Below are 22,836 nucleotides of genomic sequence, written 5' to 3' on the forward strand. Positions count from 1 at the left end.
CATGCACGGGAACGACCGGCTTGACGCACTGCTCGACCCGGCCGTAACGGCACTGCTCACCGTCGAGTGCCAGCGCGGCGTCCTCGGCCCGGGCGGCGCCCTGCCCGAGCTCGCCACAGCCGCCCGTGAGTCCGGCGCCCTGGCCAACGTCGCCCGGCTGGTCGTCGCGGCCCGCACGGCCGGTGCCGTGGTGCTGCACGCCATCGCCGAGCGCCGCCCGGACGGGCGCGGAGCCAACCGGAACGCCAGGCTCTTCCGCGCCGCCGAGCGGCTCCAGGTCCAGCAGCTCGCCGGTACTGACGCCACCGAGATGGCCGACGGGATCCCGGTGGCGGCGAGCGACTTCGTACTGCGACGGCTGCACGGCCTCTCGCCGATCGCGGGGACGGAGGCGGACGCGCTGCTGCGCAACCTGGGTGTGCGGACACTGGTTGTCTCGGGCGTGTCGGCGAATATCGCGATCCCCAACGCCGTCTTCGACGCCGTCAATCTGGGGTACGAGGCCGTGGTGCCGGCCGACGCCATCGCCGGGGTGCCCGCCGACTACACGCAGGCAGTTCTCCGGCACACTCTGGCGCTGGTCGCCACCGTGACCACGGCCCGCGCCGTGCTGGACCGGTGGAATCGGTCAGGAGGCCGTGACTGACCCGTTCGCGACGGTGACATTGGTGGCCGCCGCCAGGGGCTGCGTCGCGGGACCGTTCTTCACACTGCCGTCCTCGATGCTGAACTTGCTGCCGTGGCAGCCACAGTTGATCGTGCCGCCCGACACGTCGGCCACCACACAACCGCTGTGCGTGCACACCGCGGTGAACGCCTTGTAGGTGCCCGCGGTCGGCTGGGTCACGACCACCTTCTGGTCTTTGAAAACCGTGCCGCCGCCCGAGGGAATGGCGGAGGCCTTTGCCAGCTCGGTGCCGCTGCCGCTGCCGGCCGCGGTGGAGGCGCTGCCCGTAGCGGGCGTCGCGGCGTTCTGCACGGTGCCGGCCGACGAGTTGTCCGAACTGCCACACGCGGCCAGCGCGGCGGCGAGACCTGCGGCCCCGACTCCGGCGACGACGTTGCGGCGGGTCGGAATTCCTGAAATGCCAGACGTCTCGGCCATACGTCATCCTGCTTTCTGGTGAGAACCGGGGGTTGGGGGAGGGAGCGCCCGGCGGTGTTTTGGTCACGCTTGGTCAGTCATACGGATGTCCGTGTCGGAAGGTTCACTCGTTCATGAAGTTCTCATTTCCGGTCTCCGGCCGCTCCCCGGGCCCTCGCCGGAGAAAGACCGGCTGGTGGAGGAGGAGATTGGCCACCTCCCCCTCCCCCGGCTGGGGAGGGGGAGGTTCCGCCGAGCAGTGCTGCCGACAGTAGCAATGTGTGCGCGGGGACCGTCCGCGGGCCGCGGAGGAGCAGCAGCGGGCGGCGGAGCGACGGGGAGTCGCCGATCACTGACGAACGTGCGTAGCAGTACAGCCGCGCACAGAGGCGCTGCGTGCGGGCGGACTGCCGTGGGACTCCGCCGGGTCCATGGGACAGAATCTGACACACGTACCCTGGTGCGATGCTCACAGAGGTGACGGGGATCCGGTATGTAACGCCCTTGAGAGAGGGCGGCTCGGTGCCCGGGCTTGTCGAGGCCGATGATCTCGGCACATATGTGGTGAAGTTCACCGGCGCGGCTCAGGGGCGCAAGGCGTTGGTCGCGGAGGTGATCGCCGGGGAGCTGGCCCGACGGCTGGGGTTGCGCGTCCCTGACCTGGTCCGCTTCGAGTTCGACCCGGTCATCGCCCTCGGTGAGCCCGACCAGGAGGTCCAGGACCTCCTCAAGGCCAGTGGCGGCCTCAATCTGGGCATGGACTTCCTGCCGGGCGCGCTCGGCTTCGACCCGCTTGCCTTTGAGGTGGATTCCGCGGAGGCCGGGCGTGTTGTCTGGTTCGACGCGCTCATCGGCAATGTCGACCGGTCGTGGCGCAACCCCAACATGCTGATCTGGCACAAGGACCTGTGGCTCATTGATCACGGCGCGTCGCTGATCTGGCACCACAACTGGAAGACCGCCGGACCGGCGGCGGACAAGCCGTACGACGCCGCGGACCACGCCCTCGCCCGTTTCTCGCCCGACCCGACGGCCGCCGCCGCCGAACTCGCACCGCAGGTCACCGAGAGCCTGCTGCGCGAGATCACCGCACTCGTCCCCGACGAATGGCTGCTGGACGAGCCGGGCTTCGCCGGTCCGGACGAGGTCCGCCGCGCGTACGAGAAGGTGCTGCTCAACCGCGCCGCCTCCGTGCACGCGCGGATCTCGCTCGCGGGCAAACAGAAGGAGAAGCAGGCGCCGCCGAAGTGGCTGCGCACCTGGGTCGAGGGGAAGAACGCCACGTGAGCGGCCGGGACGTTTTTGAGTACGCGCTGGTGCGGGTGGTCCCGCGGATCGAGCGTGGCGAGATGATCAACGCGGGAGTGCTGGTCTACTGCCGGGCCCGGTCCTTTGTGGGCGCCCGGGTGCACCTGGACGAGACCCGGCTCGCCTGCCTCGACCCGGACGTCGACGTGGATGGAGTACGGGCCGCCCTGCGCGGCTACGAAGGCATCTGCGCGGGCGGCGAGCGGGCCGGGCAGGCGGCGGACGACGATCCTGGCCGGCGCTTCCGCTGGCTCACCGCGCCGCGCAGCACGATCGTCCAGCCCGGCCCGGTCCATACCGGGCTGACCGCCGATCCGGGCGCCGAGGCGGACCGGCTGCTGGATCTACTGGTGCGCTGAGCCACATCGGCCGCGCCTGCGTTGACAGTCGGTCACCGCCCTCCTACGGTTTCGACTGCGGGACGTACTAAGCGGTCGCTCATACGCACGGCCGCACCACAGGGCTGAGGAGATCAGATGTCCACCACCGAGCAGCGGATCGCGATCGTCACCGGCGCTGCGCGCGGCATCGGCGCCGCCACCGCTATCCGGCTGGCCGCCGAGGGCCGCGCCGTGGCCGTACTCGACCTCGAAGAGAGTGCCTGCAAGGACACCGTCCAGCAGATCACCGCGGCCGGCGGCCGGGCGATCGCGGTCGGCGCCGACGTCTCCGACGAGGCGCAGGTCGAGGCCGCTGTCGCCAAGGTCGCCGAGGAGCTCGGCGCGCCGACCATCCTGGTGAACAACGCGGGCGTGCTCCGCGACAACCTGCTGTTCAAGATGAGCGCTTCCGACTGGGACACGGTCATGAACGTGCACCTGCGCGGCGCCTTCCTGATGACTCGCGCCGTGCAGAAGCACATGGTGGACGCCAAGTTCGGCCGGGTCGTCAACCTGTCCTCCAGCTCCGCCCTCGGCAACCGCGGCCAGGTGAACTACTCCGCGGCCAAGGCCGGTATGCAGGGCTTCACCAAGACCCTCGCCTTTGAGCTCGGTAAGTTCGGTGTCACCGCCAACGCCGTAGCGCCCGGCTTCATCGCCACCGACATGACCGCCGCCACCGCCGCCCGCGTCGGCATGGGCTTCGAGGAGTTCCAGGCCGCGGCCGCCACACAGATCCCGGTCCAGCGGGTCGGCAGGCCCGAAGATGTCGCGGGTGCCATCGCCTTCTTCACCGGCGACGACGCCGGATTCGTCTCCGGCCAGGTCCTGTACGTGGCCGGCGGCCCGCTCAACTGACGCGATCGGAGCTCCCACCTCATGTCCCAGCAGCTTGACAGCGGCCGCGTCGCCATCATCACCGGCGCCAGCCGCGGCATCGGCTACGGTATCGCCGAGGCGCTAGTCGCCCGTGGCGACCGCGTCACCATCACCGGCCGTAACGAGGACGCCCTCAAGGAGGCCGTCGGGAAGCTCGGCTCCGACCGGGTCATCGGCGTCGCCGGCAAGGCACACGACGAGTCCCACCAGGCCGAAGCCGTGGAACGCACCATGGAGGCGTTCGGCCGCGTCGACTACCTCGCCAACAACGCCGGCACCAACCCGGTCTTCGGCCCGCTCGCCGAACTCGACCTCGGTGTCGCGCGCAAGGTCTTCGAGACCAATGTGATCTCCGCGCTCGGCTTCGCCCAGCAGACATACAAGGCGTGGCAGAAGGAGCACGGCGGCGCGATCGTCAACATCGCCTCTCTCGCCGGAGTCAGCGCCTCGCCCTTCATCGGCGCCTACGGCATCAGCAAGGCCGCGATGATCAACCTCACCCTGCAACTCGCCTCCGAAATGGCGCCCGGCGTACGGGCGAACTCAATCGCCCCGGCCGTGGTGAAGACCAAGTTCGCCGCCGCGCTCTACGAGGGGCGCGAGGAGGAGGCCGCGGCCGCGTATCCACTGAAGCGGCTGGGCGTGCCGGAGGACGTCGCCGGTGCCGCCGCCTTCCTGCTGTCCGACCAGGCGGGCTGGATCACCGGCCAGACCCTCGTCATCGACGGCGGCATCTTCCTCAACGCCGGGGTCGGCTGAGCGCCCGGCGGAGCCGATTGTCAGTGGCTCCCGGTACGTTCATATCCAGTAATGGATCGCGTACCGGAGGTCACTGACGTGCCCAGCATGCTGCCCGAGTCCTGGCAGGCCGTCCTCGGCGAGGAGTTGGAGACGCCCTACTTCAAGCAGCTCACCGAGTTCGTCGAGGCCGAGCGGACCGAACACAAGATCTTCCCGCCTCGCGACGAGGTGTTCGCCGCCCTGGACGCGACCCCGTACGACAAGGTCAAGGTGCTCGTCCTGGGGCAGGACCCGTACCACGGCGAGGGCCAGGGGCACGGCCTGTGCTTTTCTGTCCGGCCCGGAGTGAAGACCCCGCCCTCGCTGCGGAACATCTTCAAGGAGCTCAAGGAGGAGTACGGCTATCCGGTGCCCGACAACGGCTACCTGATGCCGTGGGCCCAGCAGGGCGTCCTGCTGCTCAACGCGGTGCTGACCGTGCGCGAGGGTGAGGCCAACTCCCACAAGGGCAAGGGCTGGGAGAAGTTCACCGATGCGGTGATCAGGGCCGTCGCCGGACGCACGGACCCGGCGGTGTTCGTCCTGTGGGGCAACTACGCCAAGAAGAAGCTCCCCCTGATCGACACGACCCGGCACGCGGTGGTGCAGGGCGCACACCCGTCGCCGCTCTCCGCGAAGCTGTTCTTCGGCAGCCGGCCCTTCACCCAGATCGATGAGGCCGTGAAGGCCCAGGGCCACGACCCGGTCGACTGGCGTCTCCCGGACCTCGGCCCGACCGGCTCATAGGCGCGCTGCCCGTATGTGTGTTGCCGGTAATTGTGTTGCCCGGGCAGGCCCGGAAAAGCGATGATCGGGCATGGGGATCGAATCGGAAATCCTCGCCCATTACGAACAGGGCCAAGGAGAACAGAAGGCCGCGCGACGGCGTCAACCGGCTGGAATTCCTCCCTGTCCAGGATGTCCGGCGGCGCGCCCTGCCGCCCGTCGTCGACGGCCACCGGTTCGAGGTGTTGGACCCGGTGCCGCTCCATGTGGGGGCGAAGCAGACCGGGTGGTGTACAGGGGTCACCGCCCGGCCTGGCGACGCACATGACCTGCCCCCCTCGCGGGTGGCCCGGCCCGGCGGCCGGTCGGGCGCCGCTGCTTCGAGCCTGCGGCAAGCGAGCAGCCGGACGCCACAGTGGTGGGCGGCCGGCGCTCCGCCCGTACGGCGGAATTCTTCGGAACTGCCTGATTTCATGGCCCGGCGAGATTCCCGGCGACTTCCCGGATGCCCGTCTCGGCGCCTGACGTCCGTTGTCAGTGCCTGCGGATAGCGTCGGGAGAGTCGGAACGGCAAGAGCGTGCGGGAGGCGTCGGTGGAAGAAGTGGTGGAAGACGCGGTCATGACGCGGATCGGCCAGGTGGCCATGCTGCTGCACGCCGGAGACCGCGAGGAAGCGAGGAACCGTTTCGCCGCGCTGTGGGAGGAGCTCGGCGAGCACGGTGACCCGCTCCACCGCTGCACTGTCGCGCACTTCATGGCCGACACGCAGGACGACCCCGAGGCGGAACTGGACTGGGACCTGCGGGCGCTTTATGCCGCCGATCACGCGGCGCTCGCCGCCCGCGGCTTCTTCCCGTCACTCCATCTGAATCTCGCGGCCGACTACTGGAAGGTGGGCGAGAACCGGATGGCGCGCAGCTGTCTCGGCCGCGCCCGGGAGGCCGCCGCTGTGCTCGGCGACGACGCGTACGCGGACGGGGTCCGCGCGGCGATCGGACGGATGGAACTCCGGCTGGACGCTCCGGATCAGTTGCCGTAGGCCTCCCTGCAGATCCGCGCGGCGTCGCTGTTGCCCGCCCAGCCGCCGTACACCTTGCCGAGCTCGCAGACGTTCGCACCGGCGGCCGGGGGAGCGGCGAGACGGGCACGGGGGCGGGGAGCGACCGGGGCGGCGGTACGGGGCCGGGGCCGCGACCGTGCCGGGGCGCCGGCCGGCGGAGCCGTCGGCCCGGTCGCGGTTGGCGGCTCCGGGCGGAAGGTGCCCAACACCTCATGGACGGGTTGCTGGACGATCGACACCGTCGGTACGACCGGGGTGACGGAGGAGGGCAGGGCCGGCCCAGAGGACTGCCCGGAGCCCGCCTGCCCGGCGGGCTGGGACACGGTCATACACCCCGAGACAGCCGAGGCCGCCGCCAGGACCATCACTGCTGCAATTCGACGCACCCGGCCAACTCTGGCCCACCCGGCAGCGCTTGGGAATGCCCCGCAGGAGTGATCGCGGACGCCGGAAAGGTGTGGATCAGCCGTCGGTCAGTCCCCGGTGGCGCCGTCGATCCGCTCCCGGAGCAGATCGGCGTGCCCGTTGTGCCGGGCGTACTCCTCGATCATGTGCACATAGATCCAGCGCAGCGAAACCGACGCGTCGCGCAATTGGCCGAGGTCATCCAGGGAGCGGCCCTGGACGAGTTCGCGGGCATGCTCGATCTCGGCCTGCCAGGTGGCGAAGGTCCCGGCGGTGTCGGCCAGGCCGATGTTGTGGAAGTCCCCGTCCTCGTCCTGGTCGGTGTAGTAGAGCGGCTTGGCGCCTTCCGCGGCGAGCCTGTTGCGGAACCAGCTGCGTTCCACCTCGGCCATGTGCCGGACCAGTCCCAGCAGGGTCAGCTCCGAGGGTGGTACGGAGGCCTCCCTGAGCTGCTCGTCGTTGAGCCCCTCGCATTTCAGGGCGAGGGTGGAGCGGTGGAAGTCGAGCCAGGTGTCGAGCATGGTGCGTTCGTCGGCCACCAGGGGCGGATCGATGCGCTGCGTCGTTGTCATGAGCGCCATCATGGACGGAGAAGTTGGATCCCGCGACGCATTAACCCCGGCGGAATTGCTCCTGGCTCGCCCGGCCGCCGCAACGCCGCCCGGCCGCAGGCGTAGTTCGAGGCCGGGCCCCGCAGCTGGCCCGCGGTGTGCGGTGGTTGTGACAGCCCCCTGCCGCTTCCCGACGGACGCTGTCACCCCGGAATCCGAACGGGGGCTGTGCCGGGGCGAGGCATTGCGGCGGCCTACCGGCCCCGCGCCGGCCACCGCGCCGGACACGGCCTGTGCGAGCGCGTCCGGGGAACCGGCCTCCGGGCCGGGCCTGAGGGCTGCTGGACGCGGCGGGTCCGGGTGAACGCTTCGTACACCGCACCGGCGGCAAGCAGGATGACGGCCAGGTGCCAGGCCCAGTCCCCGTAGCGGTCGTAGGGGCTGTGGCCGCCGGCGAGCGGGACCTCGTAGACCGCGGCGGTGCTGCGGGAGGTGCCCAGGCGGGAGCCGACCGGCCGGCCCTGGGCGTCGTAGACCGCGGTGATGCCGGTGAGGGTGGCGTGGACCATCGGCCGCCAGGTCTCGGCCGACCGTAGGGCGGCGAGCGAGGCGTGCTGAGCGGGGGCCCAGCTGTGCTGGAAGGTGGAGGTGGAGGACTGGGCGACCAGCAGTTGTGCCCCGCCGTCGGCGAGGCGCCGGCTCATGTCGGGGAACGCCGACTCGAAGCACACGAGGGGGCCGAGCCGCAGTGTCCCGGTGCTCATGATGACCTGGTGGTCACCGCGCCGCCGGTCCTCGCCGGCTGCCTTGCCGACGGAGGTCGCCCAGCCCAGGAGCGAGCGGGCCGGGATGTACTCGCCGAAGGGCACCAGCCGCATCTTGTCGTAGCTGGCCCCGACCGGGCCGTCCGGGCCGATCAGGACAGAGGTCTTGGAGATACCGCGCCCGTCGGCGCGCCGGGCGTCGACATTGACCAGCACGTCCGCGCCCACCTCGCTGGAGAGAGCGGCGAGCCGCCGAGCGATGTCCGGGCGGCTGGTCAGGTCGAAGCTGACGCTGCTCTCGCCCCACACCACCAGGTCGGCGCCCTGGCCGGCCAGCTGGCGGGTGAGCCGCTCCTCCCGGTCGAAGCGCGCCTGCGGACCTACGATCAGGCCGGGCTGCACTACCGCGATCCGTACTGTCCCGGTCCGCTTCGGCACCGGTGCCCACAGCCAGACCGCCGACGTCCCGAGCCCCACCACGGCCAGCGCCGCGCAGGCCGGATTACGGGCACGGGGCAGCGCGATCAGTACGGCGACGGCCGTGTTCACCACGACCACCAGCAGGCTGACCAGCCACACCCCGCCGACCGACACGAGCCGCAGCGCGGGCGTGAACTGCCACTGGCTCGCCCCGAGCAGCCCCCACGGACCGCCGAGGTACTGCCAGGAGCGAGCCAGCTCGGCCATCAGCCAGCCGCACGGCACCAGCACCAGCGCCGCCGCCACCTGCCTCCCACCCGGGTCCCTGCCCGGCGCCCCGCCCAGCAGCCGCCGCACCAGCCACCCCCACGGCGCCCACAACGCACCGAGGAACAGTGCCAGCGGCACGATGAAGACATGCAGGCTCGACCACAGCCAGTGATGCAACGCGATCATGAACCCGGCGCCGCCCAGCCATCCGTCCAGTGCCGCCCGCCGCGCCGTCCCCGCCGACCGGGCCAGCAGAAGCCACGGCACCAGCGCCACATACGCCAGCCACCACAGTGACGGTGCCGGGAAGGCCAGCGCCGGAAGCGCGCCCGCGGCCACGGCCGCCACCCCGCGCATCCAGGGCGAGGTCAGCCGGGGGGATCGCGGCGCGGAAAGACGCCGGTCGACCGTCACTGTCATGCGCGCTCCCTCACGATGTCACGATCGTCCTACCTCACCGCGGATCGCGCCCGCCGTCCAGGACGATGATCTCGCCGGTCAGATACCCACTGGCGGCCACTGAAGCAACCAGATTCGCCACATCGGCTGAGCCGCCCGGCGCGCGGGCGACGGCGTTCAGGGCGCGCCCGGCGGCTACGGCCCCTGTGCCGCTGGCATTGGCGGGTCGGGTGGGGGTGCTGCCGTGGAAGTGGCCGTTCAGGGGGGAGAGCGACGTTGACGATGAAGAGGTCGAGATCGGAGACGAAGACGGCGCGCGATCCGCGGCCAGGTGCAGCACCACCTCACCGAGGTCGGGCGGGAGCTGCTGCCGCTGATCCAGGTCGCTGCTGAGTGGATCTCCAGGCTGACGTCCCTGGCACCGGCCTCCACCCCACGCCCCGGGACGGCCCGATGGTCGCATGTCGCGGCGCGCCGATGAGGTGCTTGAATCGTTGACGGGTGCCATCTAGGGTTTCCGTGAACATTCAAGTAAGGTCTCGGACTCAGGCAAGATCCGGGAAGGGACAACCCCGCCATGAAGCTGCTCGTCCTGGGCGCCACCGGAGCCACCGGCCGCGAACTGCTCGTTCAGGCTCTACGGGCCGGGCACGAGGTTACCGCCTTCGTCCGGAACCCGGCCGCCCTGGACGACCTGAAGTCCCGTGTCCGCGTCCTCACCGGTGACGCCACCTCGGTGGTGGACCTCGCCGCCGCCCTGCCAGGGCACGACGCGGTGCTTTCCGCCCTCGGCTCCGGCAAGTCCATCCGGTCCGACATCGCCTCCCGCGCCGCAACGGCTCTGACCGAAGCCGCCGAGGACTCCGGAGTGCGCCGGGCGGTGTTCCTCTCCGCCTTCGGTGTCGGCGGCAGTCTCGCGCAGGGCAGCGTCATGCAGAAGACGCTCTACGGGACGGTGATGCGGTCGCTGTTCGCCGACAAGGCTGTTGCCGACGAGGTGATCCGTGCCAGCGCCCTGGACTGGACCCTGGTCTACCCCGTCGCCCTCACCCACGGCCCGGCCACCGGCACCTACCGCAGCGGGGAAAAGTTGCCGATGAGGGGCCTGCCCAGGATGAGCCGTGCCGACGTCGCCGAATTCATGCTCACCGCGGCAGCCGGTACCGAGTGGATCCGCCGTACCGCCGTGCTCAGCTCATCTCGGTGAGCGCCGGCCGCGCCGCCATGGATCCAGGCGTCGCGGGCGTCGGTCCGGTCGCCGGTCCCGGCTGAGTGCGGCGGTCAGCCCGCGTCCGGTTCCTCGAGGCGGAAACCGACCTTCAGCCCCACCTGGTAGTGCTCGATCTCGCCGTCCGCGATCTGGCCGCGTACCTGGATCACCTCGAACCAGTCGAGATTGCGGAGGGTCTGGGAGGCACGGCGGATCCCGTTGCGAATGGCGGCGTCCACGCCCTCGTGGGAGGAGCCGACGATCTCGGTGATCCGGTAGGTGTGGTCGGTCATGGTGGCCTCCTTGGCCCGCTGGGGCGCGCAATGTCCTCTCCACGGTGCCCCACCGTCCGTCCGACCGCATTGGGAGGCGGTGCCACTCGGGGGTCAGGGGCCGCTAACGGCCGAAGCCCTGCCCCTGACCCAGATCGCCGCCGCCCTGCGGCAGTCCGCCGCCGCGGTGCCGGCCGCCGGTGTAGCTCTGCTCTGCCGAGCGCTGGGCGGCGGCTGCCCGCGCCAGGGCCTCCTGCCAGTCGGCGCTGTCCAAGTTCCCGCTGAGGCGGGCGTGGCGGGCAGTGCCGGAGGAACTGCTGGCGGCAGTGCTGGAGGAACTCGACGAGGAGGCCGGGGAAGCGATGGTCCGGGCGTTGCCGGTCGTCGCGGTGGTGCTTTTCGCCCCGGAGCCGGCGGCCTTGCTCTGTTCGGCGGGCACAGGGGCAGACACCGCGGCCAGGGCGGGGTCGATCGTCTGGTCCGGTGCCTGGTCGGGCGCCGACTTCACCGGCTCATGGACCCGGGCGGCGATGGCGTCGGACGACTCGTGGGTGAGCAGCAGCCCCAGACCGACTGCGGCACCGGTGGCGGCGAGGAAGGCGGTGCCGATCGCGGAGCGTGGGGCGCGATGGCTCTGGCTGGGACAGTGCCGGCCGTTGATGACCTGTCCGCTGATGATTCTGGCCTCTGCCCCCTCGGTGGTCGCGAGGGGCTGTGGGCCGGGTATCACCTCGGTGGGGTCCAGAGGGCGGGTGGCCGTACGGCCCTGCTGCGCGGGCATCGGGAGCGGGTCAGCCATGGTCCCAGATCATTCACGGTTGACAGTGCCCTGTCCAGTTCCCTGGGCGAGTGAACGCCGCCCCACCTATTCGCGCGGCCTCTTGTGCGCCGGCCGGCCACTTGCCGCACACTGGGCCCATGCCGGAGCTGCCGGAAGTCGAAGCCCTCGCCGGATTCCTCGCCGAGCGCCTGACCGGCCGTGCCATCGCCCGGGTGCTTCCGGTGGCGGTGAGCGTGCTCAAGACGTACGACCCGCCGCTGACCGCCCTGGAGGGACGCACCGTCACTTCGGTCACCCGGCACGGCAAATTCCTCGACATCGGCACCTCGGGCGTCCACATGGTCGTCCATCTCGCCAGGGCCGGCTGGTTGCGGTGGCAGGAGAAGCTGCCGCCCGAGCCGCCGCGCCCCGGCAGAGGACCGCTGGCCCTGCGCCTGGTGCTCGACGGACCGGAGAGAACCGGGTTCGACCTGACCGAGGCCGGCACCCGCAAAGGGCTCGCGGTGTACTGCGTCCGCGAGCCGTCCGACGTGCCCGGCATCGCGCGGCTCGGCCCGGACCCGTTCGACGAGGCGTTCACACTGGAGGTCCTGGCCGGACTGCTGGCGGACGAACGCCGCCAGATCAAGGGCGTACTCCGCGATCAGAGCGTGATCGCCGGCATCGGCAACGCCTACTCCGACGAGGTGCTGCACGCCGCACGCATGTCGCCGTACAAGCTCGCCGCGAGACTGACCGGCGACGAGATCTCCGTGCTGTACGAAGCGATGGGCAGCGTCCTGCGTGACGCCGTCGAACGCTCCCGGGGACAGGCGGCCGGCACCCTGAAGGCTGAGAAGAAGAGCGGCCTGCGGGTGCACGGCCGTGCCGGTCAGCCGTGCCCCGTCTGCGGCGACACGATCCGCGAGGTGTCCTTCAGCGAGTCGTCGCTGCAGTACTGCCCAACCTGCCAGACCGGCGGCAAGCCGCTCGCCGACCGGCGGCTTTCCCGGCTGCTCAAGTAGCGCCGTTCGTCAGTAGTGCCGTTCCGTCCGGCACCGCTCAGGCGCTCCCGACCGCCAGCCCGGCGAGGAGCCGGTCCAGGACCGCCCCCGCTTCCTCGCGGGCCCGGTCGTGGTCCTCGGCGCGGGCGATGTACAGGCTGGCCTCGGAGATCAGCGACGCGAGCATACGGGTCAGGGGCGGCACCGGAAGCTCCTCGATCCGGCCTTCCTGGATCGCCTCGGTGAGTGCCTCGGCCAGCAGCAGATAGCCGTGCTGCTCCACCAGCGTGTCCCAGGCACTGTGCCCGAGCACGGCCGGGCCCTCGACGAGCACGATCCGCTGGAAGTCGGGATCATTGCAAGCATCGAGGAACGACTGGAATCCGGTCCGCAGCAGCTGCCACGCATCGCCCGGATGCTGTTCGGCCCGGCGGGTTTCCTGCTCGACCAGCCGCTCGGCCATCTCCTGGGCGCACTCGCCCATCACGGCCCGGAACAGATCCGCTTTATCGCGGAAGTGGTGGTACAGCGCACCCCGGGTGACCCGGGCGGCCGCCACGATGTCCTCGGTCCCGGTGGCCGCGTAGCCGCGCTCGGCGAAGAGCGTTCTGGCCGCCGCCACCAGGGACTTGCGGGTGTCGGCGACATGCTCGGAGCGGCGGCTCCCGGGGTTTCCGGTGGCACGGGGACTAGTCATACCTACATCCTGTCTCATACAGACTGTATGGTGGTTACGGGTGATATTCCAAAGCTCGGTGTACTCGGCGGACGGAGACACGGATCATGGCACTCCCGCTCAACCTCACCGTCAAGATGGGCAGCTACCTGGTCAAGCAGAAGCTGCTCCGGCGAGAAAAGTTCCCGCTCATCGTCGAGGTGGAACCGCTCTTCGCCTGCAACCTCGCGTGCAACGGCTGCGGCAAGATCCAGCACCCCGCCGGAGTGCTGAAGAAGCGCATGCCGGTCGCCCAGGTGATCGGCGCCGTGGAGGAGTGCGGCGCCCCGATGGTCTCGCTGGCCGGCGGCGAACCGCTGATGCACCCGGAGATCCACGTCATGGCCCGCGAGTTGCTGTCCCGCGGCAAGTTCGTGGTGCTGTGCACCAACGCGGTGTTGCTTCCGAAGCACCTCCACAAATTCTCCCCGCACCGCAATTTCGCCTGGATGGTGCACATCGACGGTCTGCGCGAGCGGCACGACGAGTCGGTGAGCAAGGAAGGCGTCTTCGACCAGGCGGTCGAGGCGATACGGCAGGCCAAAGCGGCCGGCTTTGCCGTCTACACCAACTCCACCTTCTTCAACAACGACAGTCCGCAGGACGTCGTCGAGGTTCTGGACTACCTCAACAACGACCTCAAGGTCGACCGGATGGAGATCTCCCCGGGCTACGCCTATGAGAAGGCCCCCGACCAGGACCGGTTCCTCGGGGTCGAACAGACCCGGCAGCTGTTCAAGGAAGCCTTCTCGGAGGGGCGGCGGCGCAAGTGGCGGCTCAACCACTCCGAGCTGTACCTGGACTTCCTGGAGGGGCGCACCGACTTCGAGTGCACACCCTGGGCGATCCCCTCGTATTCGCTCTTCGGCTGGCAGAAGCCCTGCTACCTGATGGCGGACGGGTACGCGGCGACCTACAAGGAGCTGCTGGAGACCACCGACTGGGACAAGTACGGCCGGGGCAAGGACCCGCGCTGCGACAACTGCATGGCGCACTGCGGCTATGAGCCAACGGCCGTGCTTGCCACGATGGGCTCGCTCAAGCAGTCGTTGAGGGCCGTGACCGCGGGCTGAACCGGACGTGGACCGGCCCCGGGCCGCCGCCCGGAGCCGGTCCTCCGGCAATTTCATGGGGAATTCACAGGACAACGGAAGTCCTCGCGCAGCCGGTTGCCAGTCTTTTCACAGAATTCTCAGGCAGCGTCGGGACATGACCCCGAGTTCTTCCCATTTCGCCCCCGCCGCCACCACGATCACGACCCAGGACTCCTCGCGATGAGCGGGCGGCACTGGACGCTCCGTACCCGGCTGACCGTCTCCACCACGGCGCTGCTGGCGGTGGTCTGCGCGGTGATCGCGCTGATCACAGCGTTGGCCATGCGCTCGTTCCTGCGGCAGAGCCTGGACGACCGGCTCGACGCCGTCGCCGACCGCTCGGCCGGCACCGTGACCCGGACCGTGGGCAAATCGGCGGAGCTGTCGTACCTCAGCGCGTTCGGGGTACCGGGCGGCACCGTGGGCGTCGCGGTGGACGGCGGCAGCGTGACGACCGCCGAGATGGTCAGCGCGACCGGGGAGGCGGAGCAGCCCACGGCCGCGCAGCAGGCGGTGCTGGCCGCGGTGCGGGCGGACGGCGGGCACTACACTGTGCGGCTGCCGGGGCTGGGCGTCTACCGGGTCAAGGCGGTGCGCGCCGGATCCGCAGACGGGGCGGTGGTGACCACGGGGGTGCCGCTCGCGGCGGTGGACAGTATCGTCACCCGGCTGGTGGTGGTCGAGCTGGTGGTCGCGGCGGGCGGACTGGCCCTGGCAGGCCTGGCCTCGGCGGTCGTCGTCGGGCGCAATCTGCGGCCCCTGCGGCAGATATCGGCCACCGCTCTGCGGATCTCCGGCCGGCCGCTGCACAGCGGCGAGGTGTCAGCGCTGGAGCGGGTACCGGCGTCCGACGCCGATGCCAACACCGAAGTGGGCCGTGTCGCGGCCGCGCTGAACCGGCTGCTCGGCCACGTGGAAGGCGCGCTGGAGGCGCGCCACGCCAGCGAGCAGAGAATGCGCCGGTTCCTCGCCGACGCCAGCCACGAACTGCGTACGCCGCTGGCCGCCATCACCGGTTACGCCCAATTGACCCGGCGCGGCACCGAAGTCGTCGGCCCGCAGACCGCATTGGCGCTGGCACAGGTCGAAGCCGGGGCCGCCCGGCTGAGTTCGCTCGTCGACGACCTGCTGCTGCTTGCCCGGCTGGATGACAACCGGCCACTGGAGCGGGGCGAGGTGGATCTCTCGCCGCTGGTCGCGGAAGCAGTGCGCGACGTCCACACCGCCGCCCCGGACCACCACTGGCGGCTCGAAGTGCCCAACGAGCCGGTACTGGTCACCGGCGATCAGGCCAGGCTCCATCAGGTCGTGGCCAATCTGCTGGCCAACGCCCGTACCCATACCCCGGCCGGGACCACGGTCACAGCCGCGGTCCGGCCCCAGGAGGACGGGATACTGGTCCAGGTCACCGACGACGGCCCGGGTATCTCCCCCGAACTGCTGTCCAGGGTCTTCGAGCGGTTCGCCCGCGGTGACGCCTCACGCTCCCGGGCCGCCGGCGGTACGGGTCTGGGGCTGGCCGTCGTCTCCTCGGTCGTCGCCGCCCACAATGGGCGGGTGGAGGCGGCCAGCGAGCCGGGGCGCACCGTGTTCACTCTGCGGCTGCCCTGGGGCGCGCCGTCACCGGAGCGTATTGCGGAGGCCGTGGAGTCGTACTGATCGGACCCGGACCGCACTTGTGTGCGGCCTGTCCCGGTCATGACCACAGAACCCCGTTCGCCGGCGGCCGGGGGCGGCGCCGCGGCGGCATCGATATGACGGAGTTCATACCCCTGTGCCGCTGAGGTGCGCCGGGGTCAGCCTGAGAGGTTGCCGATTTGGCGGAGCTTGTTGGTCGCGTCCAGGGCGGCGACCTTGTAGGACTCGGCGAGAGTCGGATAGTTGAACACCGCGTCGACCAGATAGTCCACGGTGCCGCCGCAGCCCATCACGGCCTGCCCGATGTGGATCAGCTCGGTGGCGCCGGTGCCGAAGACATGGACGCCGAGCAGCCGCCGGTCCTCCGTGGAGACCAGGAGCTTCAGCATGCCGTGGGAATCGCCGATGATCTGGCCGCGGGCCAGCTCGCGGTAGCGGGAGATGCCGACTTCGAAGGGCACCCGCTCCTCGGTCAGCTGGTCCTCGGTCCGGCCGATGAAACTGGTCTCCGGGATGGTGTAGATGCCGATGGGCTGCATATGGCCCATCGGATTCACCGCCTCACCACACGCGTGGTACGCGGCTGCCCGCCCCTGCTCCATCGAGGTCGCGGCCAGCGCCGGGAAGCCGATGACATCGCCCACGGCATAGATGTGCGGCACAGTGGTGCGGTAGTGCTCGTCGACCGCTATCCGCCCGCGCCGGTCGGCGGAGAGCCCGGCCTTGTCCAGATCGAGCTCGTCGGTGAGCCCCTGCCGTCCGGCGGAGTACATCACGGTGTCGGCGGGGATCCGCTTCCCGCTCTCCAGCACGGTGAGGGTGCCCCGCGGGTGGCGCTCGACCGCGGCCACCGTCTCGCCGAAGCGGAAGGTCACCGCCAGCTCCCGCAAGTGATACTTGAGCGCCTCGACGATCTCCAGGTCGCAGAAGTCGAGCATCGCGTCGCGCTGTTCGACGACCGTCACCTTGCTGCCGAGGGCGGCGAACATCGAGGCGTACTCGATGCCGATCACCCCGGCCCCCACGATCACCATGGAGCGTGGCACGGTCTCCAGGTTGAGGACACTGTCGGAGTCCACGATGGTCCGGTCGTCGAACTCGACGCTGGCCGGCCGCGCCGGACGTGTGCCGGTGGCGATCACTATGTGCTCCGCGGTCACCAGTCGGTCCTGGCCGGTCACATCCCGTACGGCGACGGTGTGGTCGTCCGTGAACCGGCCGGTACCGGCGAGCAGCGCGATGTGGTTACGGGTCAGCTGGCTCCGGATGACATCGACCTCGCGGCTCACCACATGTTGCGTGCGGGCCGTCAGGTCGGCAACGGTGATCTCTTCCTTGAGCCGGTAGCTCTGCCCGTAGAGGTCGCGCTGGGTGAGCCCGGTCAGGTAGAGCACTGCCTCGCGAAGGGTCTTGGAGGGAATGGTGCCGGTATTGATGCACACCCCGCCGATCATGTCGGGGCGGTCGGCGACGGCGACCCGCCGGCCGAGTTTGGCTGCGGCGACGGCGGCTCTCTGGCCGCCCGGTCCTGATCCGATCACCAACAAGTCGAAGTCGGGCACCTGGTGAGTCTGACAGCCTGACGCACTGTACGGGAAGGGTCAATCCTGGGTCGCAGAGCGACAAACTCCAAGAAATGTGCGCCGGATTGAGTAGACAGGGGCGCCCGGGCCGTACAGGCCGTCAGTGGGAATGCTCCGGCATGCGATGAGGGATGACCATGGTCACTACACAAGGCACTACATGGCAGTTCCTCGCCGGACGGTACCGGCTGATCGATCTGATCGGAGAGGGCGCCAACGGATCGGCCTGGCGGGCCGAGGACGTGGAGCTCGGCCGCCCGGTGGCCGTGAACGAACTGAGGTTCGACGGCGAGCTGGATGAACGGACCAAACGGCGGCTGGTCGCCAGGATGCTCCGGGAGGCCGAGGTGATGGCCCTGGTGTGCCCCGACAGGGTCGTCACCGTCATCGACATAGCCGAGGAGGAGAAGCGGCTGTGGATGGTAACCGAGCTTGTCGAGGCGCGTCGGCTGGACGAACTGCTCAGCGAGCGCGGCCCGCTGGACTCGGGCCACGCGGCGCGGATCGGCCTGGAACTGCTTGATGTCCTCGGTGCCGCGCACCGCGAGGGCATCACACACGGCGATGTGCGGCCGTCGCACGTGCTCGTCCGCGGTGACGGCCGGATCGCGCTCTCCGGCTTCGGCCTGACCGTCGCCGACGGCGTCCTGTCGTCCGCCACCCGCATGCCGGCCGGGTCGGCATGCTTCGCCTCCCCGGAGCGGGCCCGCGGTGACCGGCCCGGGCCCGCCTCGGACCTGTGGTCGCTGGGCGCTGTGCTGTACGCCATGGTCGAGGGGCGCCCTCCGTATCGCGACCACGGCTCGCTGGACGCCACGCTCGCCGCTGTGGCCCGGGAACCGGTACGGGCGCCACTGCACGCAGGACCGCTGGAGCTCGCCATCAACGCGCTGCTGCGCAAGGACCCGGTGGAGCGGGCGGACGAGACGGTGGCCCGCCGTGCGCTGGACCGGGTGGTCACCGAGTCCGCGGTCGGGACGGCGGACTCGGGGGAATCCGTCTCCGCCGCGCGATCCCGTTCCGGCAAGGTCGTACGCCGCGGCTGGCTGGCGGGCGGCACAGGATTCCTGCGTGGATTGCGGTACCGGGTGCGCCAGCGGCCGAAGGCCGTCACCCTGGGAGCGGTCGCGGTGCTCACGGTGTTCGGGGCCCTGGTCGCCGTACTCCAGCTGACCGGGGACAACGCGGGCCCGTCCGCGTCCGGCCCGGCTACCGCGTTCCCCACCAGCTTCCCCCTGCCGGCCACGCCGGCCGGCGGCTCCTCGCACTCGGGGCTCCCGAGCCCGTCGTCGTCCCAGTCCGTGTCGCTGTCGTCGTCGCAGTCGGCGTCCGCCGACAGCAGCAGCTCGGTGCCCTCGGGATTCGTCTTGGACAGCGACCCGATGGGCTTCTCCATCGCCATCCCGGACGGCTGGAAGCGGATCGGGGACAACGGCTTCTCCACCGGCTCCACATTCGCCGGCACCGGCGATCCGCGCAGGCTGCTTGTCGATGTGACCAAGGACCCCGGCACGGATCCGGTCGTAGCGTGGCAGCAGCTGGAGGCGAGGGTGATGGACACCATCCCGGGCTACCAGCGGATCGGTGACATCCGCGTCGCGGAGTACCGCGGTTGGCAGGCGGCCGACTGGGAGTGGACGTTCGACTTCAAGGGGATCCGATACCGCTCGCTCGACCGGGGCTTTGTGGTCGACTCGACGCACGGGTATGCCATCAAGTGGAGCGTGCCCGAGTCGGAGTGGTACACCGAGGCCAACCAGAGCGCCCTCGCGGTCTTCCTGTCGTCGTTCCAGCCGGTGCGGTGACGGCCCGGCCGGTGCCCGCCCGGGGCACCGGTGACGTCGGTGGCGAGCGGCGGTCCTGAAGGTCACACCACGAGCGCGCGGTCCGTCGGTGCGATCGGGGCGGGAAGGGCCGTCGCACCCATGAGATAACGGTCCACGGCCGCTGCCGCGGAGCGGCCCTCCGCGATTGCCCAGACGATGAGCGACTGGCCGCGGCCCGCGTCGCCCGCCACGAAGATTCCGTCGCGGGTGGCGAACTCCGCGTCGCGGGCGATGGTGCCGCGGGCATCGAGCCGCAGTCCGAGCCGGTCGACCAGACCGTTGTCCCGCTCCGGTCCCTCGAACCCCAGGGCGAGCAGCACCAGTTGCGCCGGGATCAGCCGCTCCGCCCCGGGCCGGGGCCTGCGCCCGGACGGTCCGACACCGGCCAGCCGCAGCCAGCGCACATGCCCGTCGGCGTCCCCGCGAAAGCTCAGAGTGGACGCCGAGAACATCCGCACGTCGCCTTCCGGCCCGGGCAGCGGCACGCCGCGCCCGGCCCGGTCCGCACTGCTGAGGCGAGCCAGCGCACCGGCCTCCTCGTGGGCCGGCGAGACCCGGTAGACCTTCGGATACACCGGCCACGGCTCGTCCTGCCTCCGCTCCGAGCCCGGCTGCGGATTGATGTCCAACTGCACGACCGAAGCCGCGCGCTGCCGCAGTACGGTGCCCAGGCAGTCCGCGGCGGTGTCCCCGCCGCCGACGATCACCACGTCCTTGCCCTCCGCGGTGACAGGCGGCTCCGCGAAGTCGCCCTCGCACACCCGGTTGGCCATCGGGAGGTATTCCATGGCCTGATGTATGCCGTGCAACTCCCGCCCCGGTACCGGAAGTTCGCGCCAAGCGGTGGCGCCGACGGCCACCACCACCGCGTCGTGGCCCCGCACCAGCGCGGCGGCGTCAAGCCCGGTGCCCACCGCCACACCCGTACGGAACTTCGTGCCCTCCGCCCTCATCTGCTCGATACGGCGGTCGAGATGGCGCTTCTCCATCTTGAACTCGGGTATCCCGTAGCGCAGCAGCCCGCCGATCCGGTCGGACCGCTCGTACACCGTCACCGTGTGCCCGGCCCGGGTCAGCTGCTGCGCGCAGGCCAGCCCGGCGGGACCGGAGCCGATGACGGCGACCCGTTTTTCGGACAGTCGCTCGGGGGGCAGCGGCGGCGCATAGCCGTGTTCCCACGCGTCGTCGGCGATCGCGGCCTCGACGTTCTTGATCGTCACCGGGTCCGCGTTGATCGCCAGGACGCACGCGGTCTCGCAGGGAGCTGGACACAGTCGTCCGGTGAATTCCGGGAAGTTGTTCGTCGCGTGCAGCCTGTCGCTCGCGGCCGCCCAGTCGTCGCGGGAGACCAGGTCATTCCACTCGGGGATCAGATTTCCCAGCGGACAGCTGTCGTGGCAGAACGGGATGCCGCAGTCCATGCAGCGCTCCGCCTGCTCGCTGATGATCGGCAGCAGTCCCTGGCCCTGGTAGACCTCGTTCCAGTCCTTCACCCGCTCCTCTACCGGACGGCGGGGCCAGGTGCGGCGGGGGATCTTGAGAAAGCCCTTCGGGTCCGCCATGGCGGCCTCCGGCTTGAGCGCAGCGATCGCATCTACTCGCTACCATACGTCGCCCTTGACCCGTTTCGGACGTGCTGGTCGAGGGTCCTTGGCCGGCACGCACAGCTCATCCACATCAGCCGCCTGGCCGGCGTCGCGGCAAGGGCGGGCCGCCGGCGCGACCCCGCGGGTATCACCCGACAGGAGGCGCTCAGGGACCTGCGGGCCGTCTTCGCGGTGCTGCAGCAAGCCATCGGCGAAGGAGTACGACGACGTGATCGCCCAGCTCCCTGGCGAGTACCGGCCTCTGCTGAAGCGGGGGTAGTGCCGGCACATCGGTCACGGGGGGTTTCCGAAGGCAATGCGGTAGCCGCACTCTCCGGCGCAGGTGAAGGTGCTGGTGGCGTCGTCATCGACGTATGAGTACGCGAACGGCTGGGCCTTCTTGAAGGTCGCCGCGTAGTTCACGGGCCACTTCTCCGGCAGGTACTGATCGCGGGGGGCCCACTGCGCACGGCAGGAGTACTGGTCGGTGCCGAATACCCCGCAGGGCGACTCGCAGCCGACCGTGCGGCCGCCTGTGCGTACGCGCAGTTCGGCGGGGCACGGCACGGGTCGGGTGCAGCCCGCGGAGGAGCAGCCGGAGGCGCAGATCGGGTCCTTGGTCCGGCCGGCCGCGATGTTGATCCACATCGGGACGTTGGAGCCGTCGACCATGCTGACGTCGTAGAAGTCGAGGTTCTGCCAGGAGTTGAGGTTGAACTCGGCGAGCGTCGCGGGGATCACGCCGTACTGGCCGCACTGGAATCGGCCCGCACAGTCACCGGTCTCGCAGTGCCCCCGTCCAGCGGCGTTGAAGACGCAGCCGGTGCGGCCCCAGAAACGCCCTCCCCATCCCTCCGGTACGGCGACGGAGACGCTCCCTCCTGGCCGGAGGACCCATCCGGTCGTGGTGAGCGGGTGCTTGTCGCCCTTGGTGGCGGCCAGCCAGACGGTCCGGCCGAGGCGGTTGGCGAAGGAGAAGGTACGGGTGCCGGCCGCGCCGCCGCCGGTGGCCTTCGTCGCGGTCCCGCCAGGCCGGTGGGTGGCGGTGGAGCGGGTGGTGGCGGTGGGCCGCGCGGCCTTGGAAGCGCCGGGCCGGCTTGGCGCGCCGGAGCGGCCGGGGCTCGCCGACGCGGACGGCGACGCCGTCGCGTCGGGGACGGGCACGGTGGCCGCGGCGCGGTCGGCGGCGGTACTGACCTGCCGGTCGTGCCCGGAGCCGGGGGAGTGGCCGGACGACTCGAACCAGAACACGGTCACCGCTACGGTGATCACCGTCACCAAGAGCCCGACCCGTGATCTTCGGGCCCGCTGTGTACGGTTGCGCCTTCGTCCCATCGCGGTACCTGTCCTCGTCCTTGTCATCGGCTTGGCCCCTGTTACCGGAGACCGGCGGGAAGCGGGCCGACAACAGAAAATGCCGGGACGTGCGCCAGGAATTTCCGTTGTCCGGTCCCGCCTCGCCGGTCTCCGATAACAGAGGCAGATGACACCCGGAGAGTGGAGCATGCGCGGAAACGGTAGGAGCGGTACCGATACCGAGATGGTGGTCGCCGCCCGCGACGGCGACCAGGGGGCGTTGGAGGAGCTGGTAGCCGACTCGCTGCCGCTCGTCTACAACATCGTCGGCCGTGCGCTGGGCGCCCACAGCGATGTCGACGATGTTGTCCAGGAGACGTTGTTGCGAGTGGTGCGGGGCCTGTCCGACCTGCGTGATCCGGACGCCTTCCGGTCCTGGCTGGTGGCGATCACCGTACGGCAGGTCCGCAACCGCGATCATTACCGCAGAACCCGACATGGCCGCCCAGTCCAACATGACCGTCGATCAGGCGCTTTCGCTGTGGCCCAAGCTGATGGGCGCGGGCCGCGTCCTCGGCAGCCCCGCGGTCGCTTACGGCGGTGACACCCCCGGGGGCTGGCTGGACCGCTTCATGTCGGGTGCGAAAGCCCGCGGCTACCGCGTGGACTTCATCGCCCTGCACTGGTACGGCGGGGACTTCACCACATCCGCCGCGGTCGGCCAGCTCAAGTCTTATCTGCAGGCAGTGTGCGAGCGCTACCACAAGCCGATCTGGCTCACCGAATATGCCCTGATCGACTTCTCCCAGGGCACACGGTTCCCGA

Annotated in this window: 24 protein-coding genes and 1 pseudogene; 14 read left to right on the forward strand and 11 right to left on the reverse strand. The window is 70.2% G+C overall.

Annotated features, from left to right (window positions below; all coding sequences use genetic code 11):
* Position 1: 1 nt before the first annotated feature.
* Entirely contained in the window at positions 2-646 is a 645-nt protein-coding gene (locus FCI23_RS23880; RefSeq protein ID WP_136725976.1) for a cysteine hydrolase, read from the forward strand.
* Here the strand turns inward: FCI23_RS23880 and FCI23_RS23885 are convergent.
* On the reverse strand, positions 629-1,105 hold the full coding sequence (locus FCI23_RS23885; RefSeq protein WP_136725977.1) for a Rieske (2Fe-2S) protein: 477 nt from the start codon (positions 1,103-1,105) through the stop codon (positions 629-631). The genes FCI23_RS23880 and FCI23_RS23885 overlap by 18 nt on opposite strands.
* Before the next feature lie 444 nt (positions 1,106-1,549).
* Here FCI23_RS23885 and FCI23_RS23890 point away from each other — a divergent pair, with 444 nt between their 5' ends.
* The 6 genes from FCI23_RS23890 (at position 1,550) to FCI23_RS23915 (ending at position 6,197) form a co-directional block, all read left to right on the forward strand.
* The gene (locus FCI23_RS23890; protein WP_211265455.1) at positions 1,550-2,371 is read left to right on the forward strand and encodes a HipA family kinase; all 822 of its coding nucleotides are present in this window, start codon (positions 1,550-1,552) and stop codon (positions 2,369-2,371) included.
* Complete coding sequence (locus tag FCI23_RS23895) at positions 2,368-2,751, forward strand: DUF3037 domain-containing protein (RefSeq protein WP_136725978.1); 384 nt, start codon at positions 2,368-2,370, stop codon at positions 2,749-2,751. The genes FCI23_RS23890 and FCI23_RS23895 overlap by 4 nt, the downstream gene beginning before the upstream one ends.
* 117 nt (positions 2,752-2,868) lie before the next feature.
* Positions 2,869-3,630 (forward strand): 3-oxoacyl-ACP reductase FabG, encoded by a 762-nt coding sequence (gene fabG, locus FCI23_RS23900; protein ID WP_136725979.1) that lies wholly within the window; start codon positions 2,869-2,871, stop codon positions 3,628-3,630.
* Between the two features lie 21 nt (positions 3,631-3,651).
* Positions 3,652-4,410: an SDR family oxidoreductase gene (locus tag FCI23_RS23905; RefSeq protein ID WP_136725980.1), complete on the forward strand. Its 759-nt coding sequence runs from the start codon at positions 3,652-3,654 to the stop codon at positions 4,408-4,410.
* Positions 4,411-4,461: 51 nt separating this feature from the next.
* Complete coding sequence (locus tag FCI23_RS23910; protein WP_136725981.1) at positions 4,462-5,178, forward strand: uracil-DNA glycosylase; 717 nt, start codon at positions 4,462-4,464, stop codon at positions 5,176-5,178.
* 599 nt (positions 5,179-5,777) lie between these two features.
* On the forward strand, positions 5,778-6,197 hold the full coding sequence (locus tag FCI23_RS23915; RefSeq protein WP_136726072.1) for a hypothetical protein: 420 nt from the start codon (positions 5,778-5,780) through the stop codon (positions 6,195-6,197).
* On the opposite strand, the gene FCI23_RS23920 is transcribed toward FCI23_RS23915, so the two are convergent.
* The 4 genes from FCI23_RS23920 to FCI23_RS58345 all read right to left on the reverse strand — a co-directional run bounded on the left by FCI23_RS23920 (position 6,185) and on the right by FCI23_RS58345 (position 9,370).
* Complete coding sequence (locus tag FCI23_RS23920) at positions 6,185-6,547, reverse strand: hypothetical protein (RefSeq protein ID WP_211265456.1); 363 nt, start codon at positions 6,545-6,547, stop codon at positions 6,185-6,187. The genes FCI23_RS23915 and FCI23_RS23920 overlap by 13 nt on opposite strands.
* 144 nt (positions 6,548-6,691) lie before the next feature.
* The gene (locus FCI23_RS23925) at positions 6,692-7,195 is read right to left on the reverse strand and encodes a DinB family protein (protein ID WP_136725983.1); all 504 of its coding nucleotides are present in this window, start codon (positions 7,193-7,195) and stop codon (positions 6,692-6,694) included.
* Positions 7,196-7,428: 233 nt separating this feature from the next.
* Positions 7,429-9,048 carry an apolipoprotein N-acyltransferase gene (gene lnt / locus FCI23_RS23930; RefSeq protein ID WP_136725984.1) on the reverse strand — a complete coding sequence of 540 codons (1,620 nt, stop codon included), beginning with the start codon at positions 9,046-9,048 and terminating at the stop codon, positions 7,429-7,431.
* A 34-nt stretch (positions 9,049-9,082) separates the two neighbouring features.
* Positions 9,083-9,370: a hypothetical protein gene (locus FCI23_RS58345; protein ID WP_211265466.1), complete on the reverse strand. Its 288-nt coding sequence runs from the start codon at positions 9,368-9,370 to the stop codon at positions 9,083-9,085.
* 234 nt (positions 9,371-9,604) lie between these two features.
* Here FCI23_RS58345 and FCI23_RS23940 point away from each other — a divergent pair, with 234 nt between their 5' ends.
* Positions 9,605-10,234, forward strand: a complete 630-nt coding sequence (locus tag FCI23_RS23940) for an NAD(P)-dependent oxidoreductase (RefSeq protein WP_136725985.1) — start codon at positions 9,605-9,607, stop codon at positions 10,232-10,234.
* A gap of 74 nt (positions 10,235-10,308) precedes the next feature.
* On the opposite strand, the gene FCI23_RS23945 is transcribed toward FCI23_RS23940, so the two are convergent.
* Positions 10,309-10,530 carry a dodecin gene (locus FCI23_RS23945; RefSeq protein ID WP_136725986.1) on the reverse strand — a complete coding sequence of 74 codons (222 nt, stop codon included), beginning with the start codon at positions 10,528-10,530 and terminating at the stop codon, positions 10,309-10,311.
* Between the two features lie 103 nt (positions 10,531-10,633).
* On the reverse strand, positions 10,634-11,308 hold the full coding sequence (locus FCI23_RS23950; RefSeq protein WP_136725987.1) for a hypothetical protein: 675 nt from the start codon (positions 11,306-11,308) through the stop codon (positions 10,634-10,636).
* A gap of 119 nt (positions 11,309-11,427) precedes the next feature.
* On the opposite strand from FCI23_RS23950, the gene FCI23_RS23955 reads away from it, so the two are divergent.
* Complete coding sequence (locus tag FCI23_RS23955) at positions 11,428-12,294, forward strand: Fpg/Nei family DNA glycosylase (RefSeq protein ID WP_136725988.1); 867 nt, start codon at positions 11,428-11,430, stop codon at positions 12,292-12,294.
* 37 nt (positions 12,295-12,331) lie between these two features.
* Here the strand turns inward: FCI23_RS23955 and FCI23_RS23960 are convergent, their stop codons facing one another.
* The gene (locus tag FCI23_RS23960) at positions 12,332-12,970 is read right to left on the reverse strand and encodes a TetR/AcrR family transcriptional regulator (protein ID WP_136725989.1); all 639 of its coding nucleotides are present in this window, start codon (positions 12,968-12,970) and stop codon (positions 12,332-12,334) included.
* A gap of 86 nt (positions 12,971-13,056) precedes the next feature.
* Here FCI23_RS23960 and hpnH point away from each other — a divergent pair, with 86 nt between their 5' ends.
* A complete protein-coding gene (hpnH, locus tag FCI23_RS23965) occupies positions 13,057-14,061 on the forward strand; it encodes an adenosyl-hopene transferase HpnH (protein WP_136725990.1) in 1,005 nt (334 codons plus the stop codon).
* 201 nt (positions 14,062-14,262) lie between these two features.
* On the forward strand, positions 14,263-15,741 hold the full coding sequence (locus FCI23_RS23970) for a sensor histidine kinase (RefSeq protein WP_136725991.1): 1,479 nt from the start codon (positions 14,263-14,265) through the stop codon (positions 15,739-15,741).
* Between the two features lie 137 nt (positions 15,742-15,878).
* On the opposite strand, the gene sthA is transcribed toward FCI23_RS23970, so the two are convergent.
* A complete protein-coding gene (gene sthA, locus FCI23_RS23975) occupies positions 15,879-17,282 on the reverse strand; it encodes a Si-specific NAD(P)(+) transhydrogenase (RefSeq protein ID WP_136725992.1) in 1,404 nt (467 codons plus the stop codon).
* A gap of 158 nt (positions 17,283-17,440) precedes the next feature.
* On the opposite strand from sthA, the gene FCI23_RS23980 reads away from it, so the two are divergent.
* Positions 17,441-19,108: a serine/threonine-protein kinase gene (locus FCI23_RS23980; protein WP_169316913.1), complete on the forward strand. Its 1,668-nt coding sequence runs from the start codon at positions 17,441-17,443 to the stop codon at positions 19,106-19,108.
* Positions 19,109-19,170: 62 nt separating this feature from the next.
* On the opposite strand, the gene FCI23_RS23985 is transcribed toward FCI23_RS23980, so the two are convergent.
* Both FCI23_RS23985 and FCI23_RS23990 read right to left on the reverse strand, forming a co-directional pair.
* The gene (locus tag FCI23_RS23985; RefSeq protein ID WP_136725994.1) at positions 19,171-20,691 is read right to left on the reverse strand and encodes a glutamate synthase subunit beta; all 1,521 of its coding nucleotides are present in this window, start codon (positions 20,689-20,691) and stop codon (positions 19,171-19,173) included.
* A gap of 318 nt (positions 20,692-21,009) precedes the next feature.
* On the reverse strand, positions 21,010-21,972 hold the full coding sequence (locus tag FCI23_RS23990; RefSeq protein WP_169316914.1) for a thaumatin family protein: 963 nt from the start codon (positions 21,970-21,972) through the stop codon (positions 21,010-21,012).
* A 247-nt stretch (positions 21,973-22,219) separates the two neighbouring features.
* Here FCI23_RS23990 and FCI23_RS58350 point away from each other — a divergent pair, with 247 nt between their 5' ends.
* Both FCI23_RS58350 and FCI23_RS60000 read left to right on the forward strand, forming a co-directional pair.
* Complete coding sequence (locus FCI23_RS58350; RefSeq protein ID WP_211265457.1) at positions 22,220-22,615, forward strand: RNA polymerase sigma factor; 396 nt, start codon at positions 22,220-22,222, stop codon at positions 22,613-22,615.
* Positions 22,527-22,769, forward strand: a pseudogene (locus FCI23_RS60000) (glycosyl hydrolase); the annotation flags it as partial. The gene FCI23_RS58350 and the pseudogene FCI23_RS60000, both read left to right, overlap by 89 nt.
* Positions 22,770-22,836: the final 67 nt, after the last annotated feature.

It is taken from the genome of Actinacidiphila oryziradicis, from assembly GCF_005047355.1.
Classification (GTDB): domain Bacteria; phylum Actinomycetota; class Actinomycetes; order Streptomycetales; family Streptomycetaceae; genus Actinacidiphila; species Actinacidiphila oryziradicis.

What these genes read in the sequence shown, in the direction of transcription:
- lnt (WP_136725984.1), bottom strand. Translation starts at nt 9,048, where the DNA reads ATGACAGTGACGGTCGACCGGCGTCTTTCCGCGCCGCGATCCCCCCGG.
- fabG (WP_136725979.1), top strand. Translation starts at nt 2,869, where the DNA reads ATGTCCACCACCGAGCAGCGGATCGCGATCGTCACCGGCGCTGCGCGC.
- FCI23_RS23910 (WP_136725981.1), top strand. Translation starts at nt 4,462, where the DNA reads ATGGATCGCGTACCGGAGGTCACTGACGTGCCCAGCATGCTGCCCGAG.
- FCI23_RS23980 (WP_169316913.1), top strand. Translation starts at nt 17,441, where the DNA reads ATGGTCACTACACAAGGCACTACATGGCAGTTCCTCGCCGGACGGTAC.
- hpnH (WP_136725990.1), top strand. Translation starts at nt 13,057, where the DNA reads ATGGCACTCCCGCTCAACCTCACCGTCAAGATGGGCAGCTACCTGGTC.
- FCI23_RS23970 (WP_136725991.1), top strand. Translation starts at nt 14,263, where the DNA reads ATGAGCGGGCGGCACTGGACGCTCCGTACCCGGCTGACCGTCTCCACC.
- FCI23_RS23960 (WP_136725989.1), bottom strand. Translation starts at nt 12,970, where the DNA reads ATGACTAGTCCCCGTGCCACCGGAAACCCCGGGAGCCGCCGCTCCGAG.
- FCI23_RS23880 (WP_136725976.1), top strand. Translation starts at nt 2, where the DNA reads ATGCACGGGAACGACCGGCTTGACGCACTGCTCGACCCGGCCGTAACG.
- FCI23_RS58350 (WP_211265457.1), top strand. Translation starts at nt 22,220, where the DNA reads ATGCGCGGAAACGGTAGGAGCGGTACCGATACCGAGATGGTGGTCGCC.
- FCI23_RS23985 (WP_136725994.1), bottom strand. Translation starts at nt 20,691, where the DNA reads ATGGCGGACCCGAAGGGCTTTCTCAAGATCCCCCGCCGCACCTGGCCC.
- FCI23_RS23905 (WP_136725980.1), top strand. Translation starts at nt 3,652, where the DNA reads ATGTCCCAGCAGCTTGACAGCGGCCGCGTCGCCATCATCACCGGCGCC.
- FCI23_RS23940 (WP_136725985.1), top strand. Translation starts at nt 9,605, where the DNA reads ATGAAGCTGCTCGTCCTGGGCGCCACCGGAGCCACCGGCCGCGAACTG.
- FCI23_RS23885 (WP_136725977.1), bottom strand. Translation starts at nt 1,105, where the DNA reads ATGGCCGAGACGTCTGGCATTTCAGGAATTCCGACCCGCCGCAACGTC.
- FCI23_RS23915 (WP_136726072.1), top strand. Translation starts at nt 5,778, where the DNA reads ATGACGCGGATCGGCCAGGTGGCCATGCTGCTGCACGCCGGAGACCGC.
- FCI23_RS23955 (WP_136725988.1), top strand. Translation starts at nt 11,428, where the DNA reads ATGCCGGAGCTGCCGGAAGTCGAAGCCCTCGCCGGATTCCTCGCCGAG.
- FCI23_RS23925 (WP_136725983.1), bottom strand. Translation starts at nt 7,195, where the DNA reads ATGACAACGACGCAGCGCATCGATCCGCCCCTGGTGGCCGACGAACGC.
- FCI23_RS23920 (WP_211265456.1), bottom strand. Translation starts at nt 6,547, where the DNA reads ATGACCGTGTCCCAGCCCGCCGGGCAGGCGGGCTCCGGGCAGTCCTCT.
- FCI23_RS23945 (WP_136725986.1), bottom strand. Translation starts at nt 10,530, where the DNA reads ATGACCGACCACACCTACCGGATCACCGAGATCGTCGGCTCCTCCCAC.
- FCI23_RS23950 (WP_136725987.1), bottom strand. Translation starts at nt 11,308, where the DNA reads ATGGCTGACCCGCTCCCGATGCCCGCGCAGCAGGGCCGTACGGCCACC.
- FCI23_RS23890 (WP_211265455.1), top strand. Translation starts at nt 1,550, where the DNA reads ATGCTCACAGAGGTGACGGGGATCCGGTATGTAACGCCCTTGAGAGAG.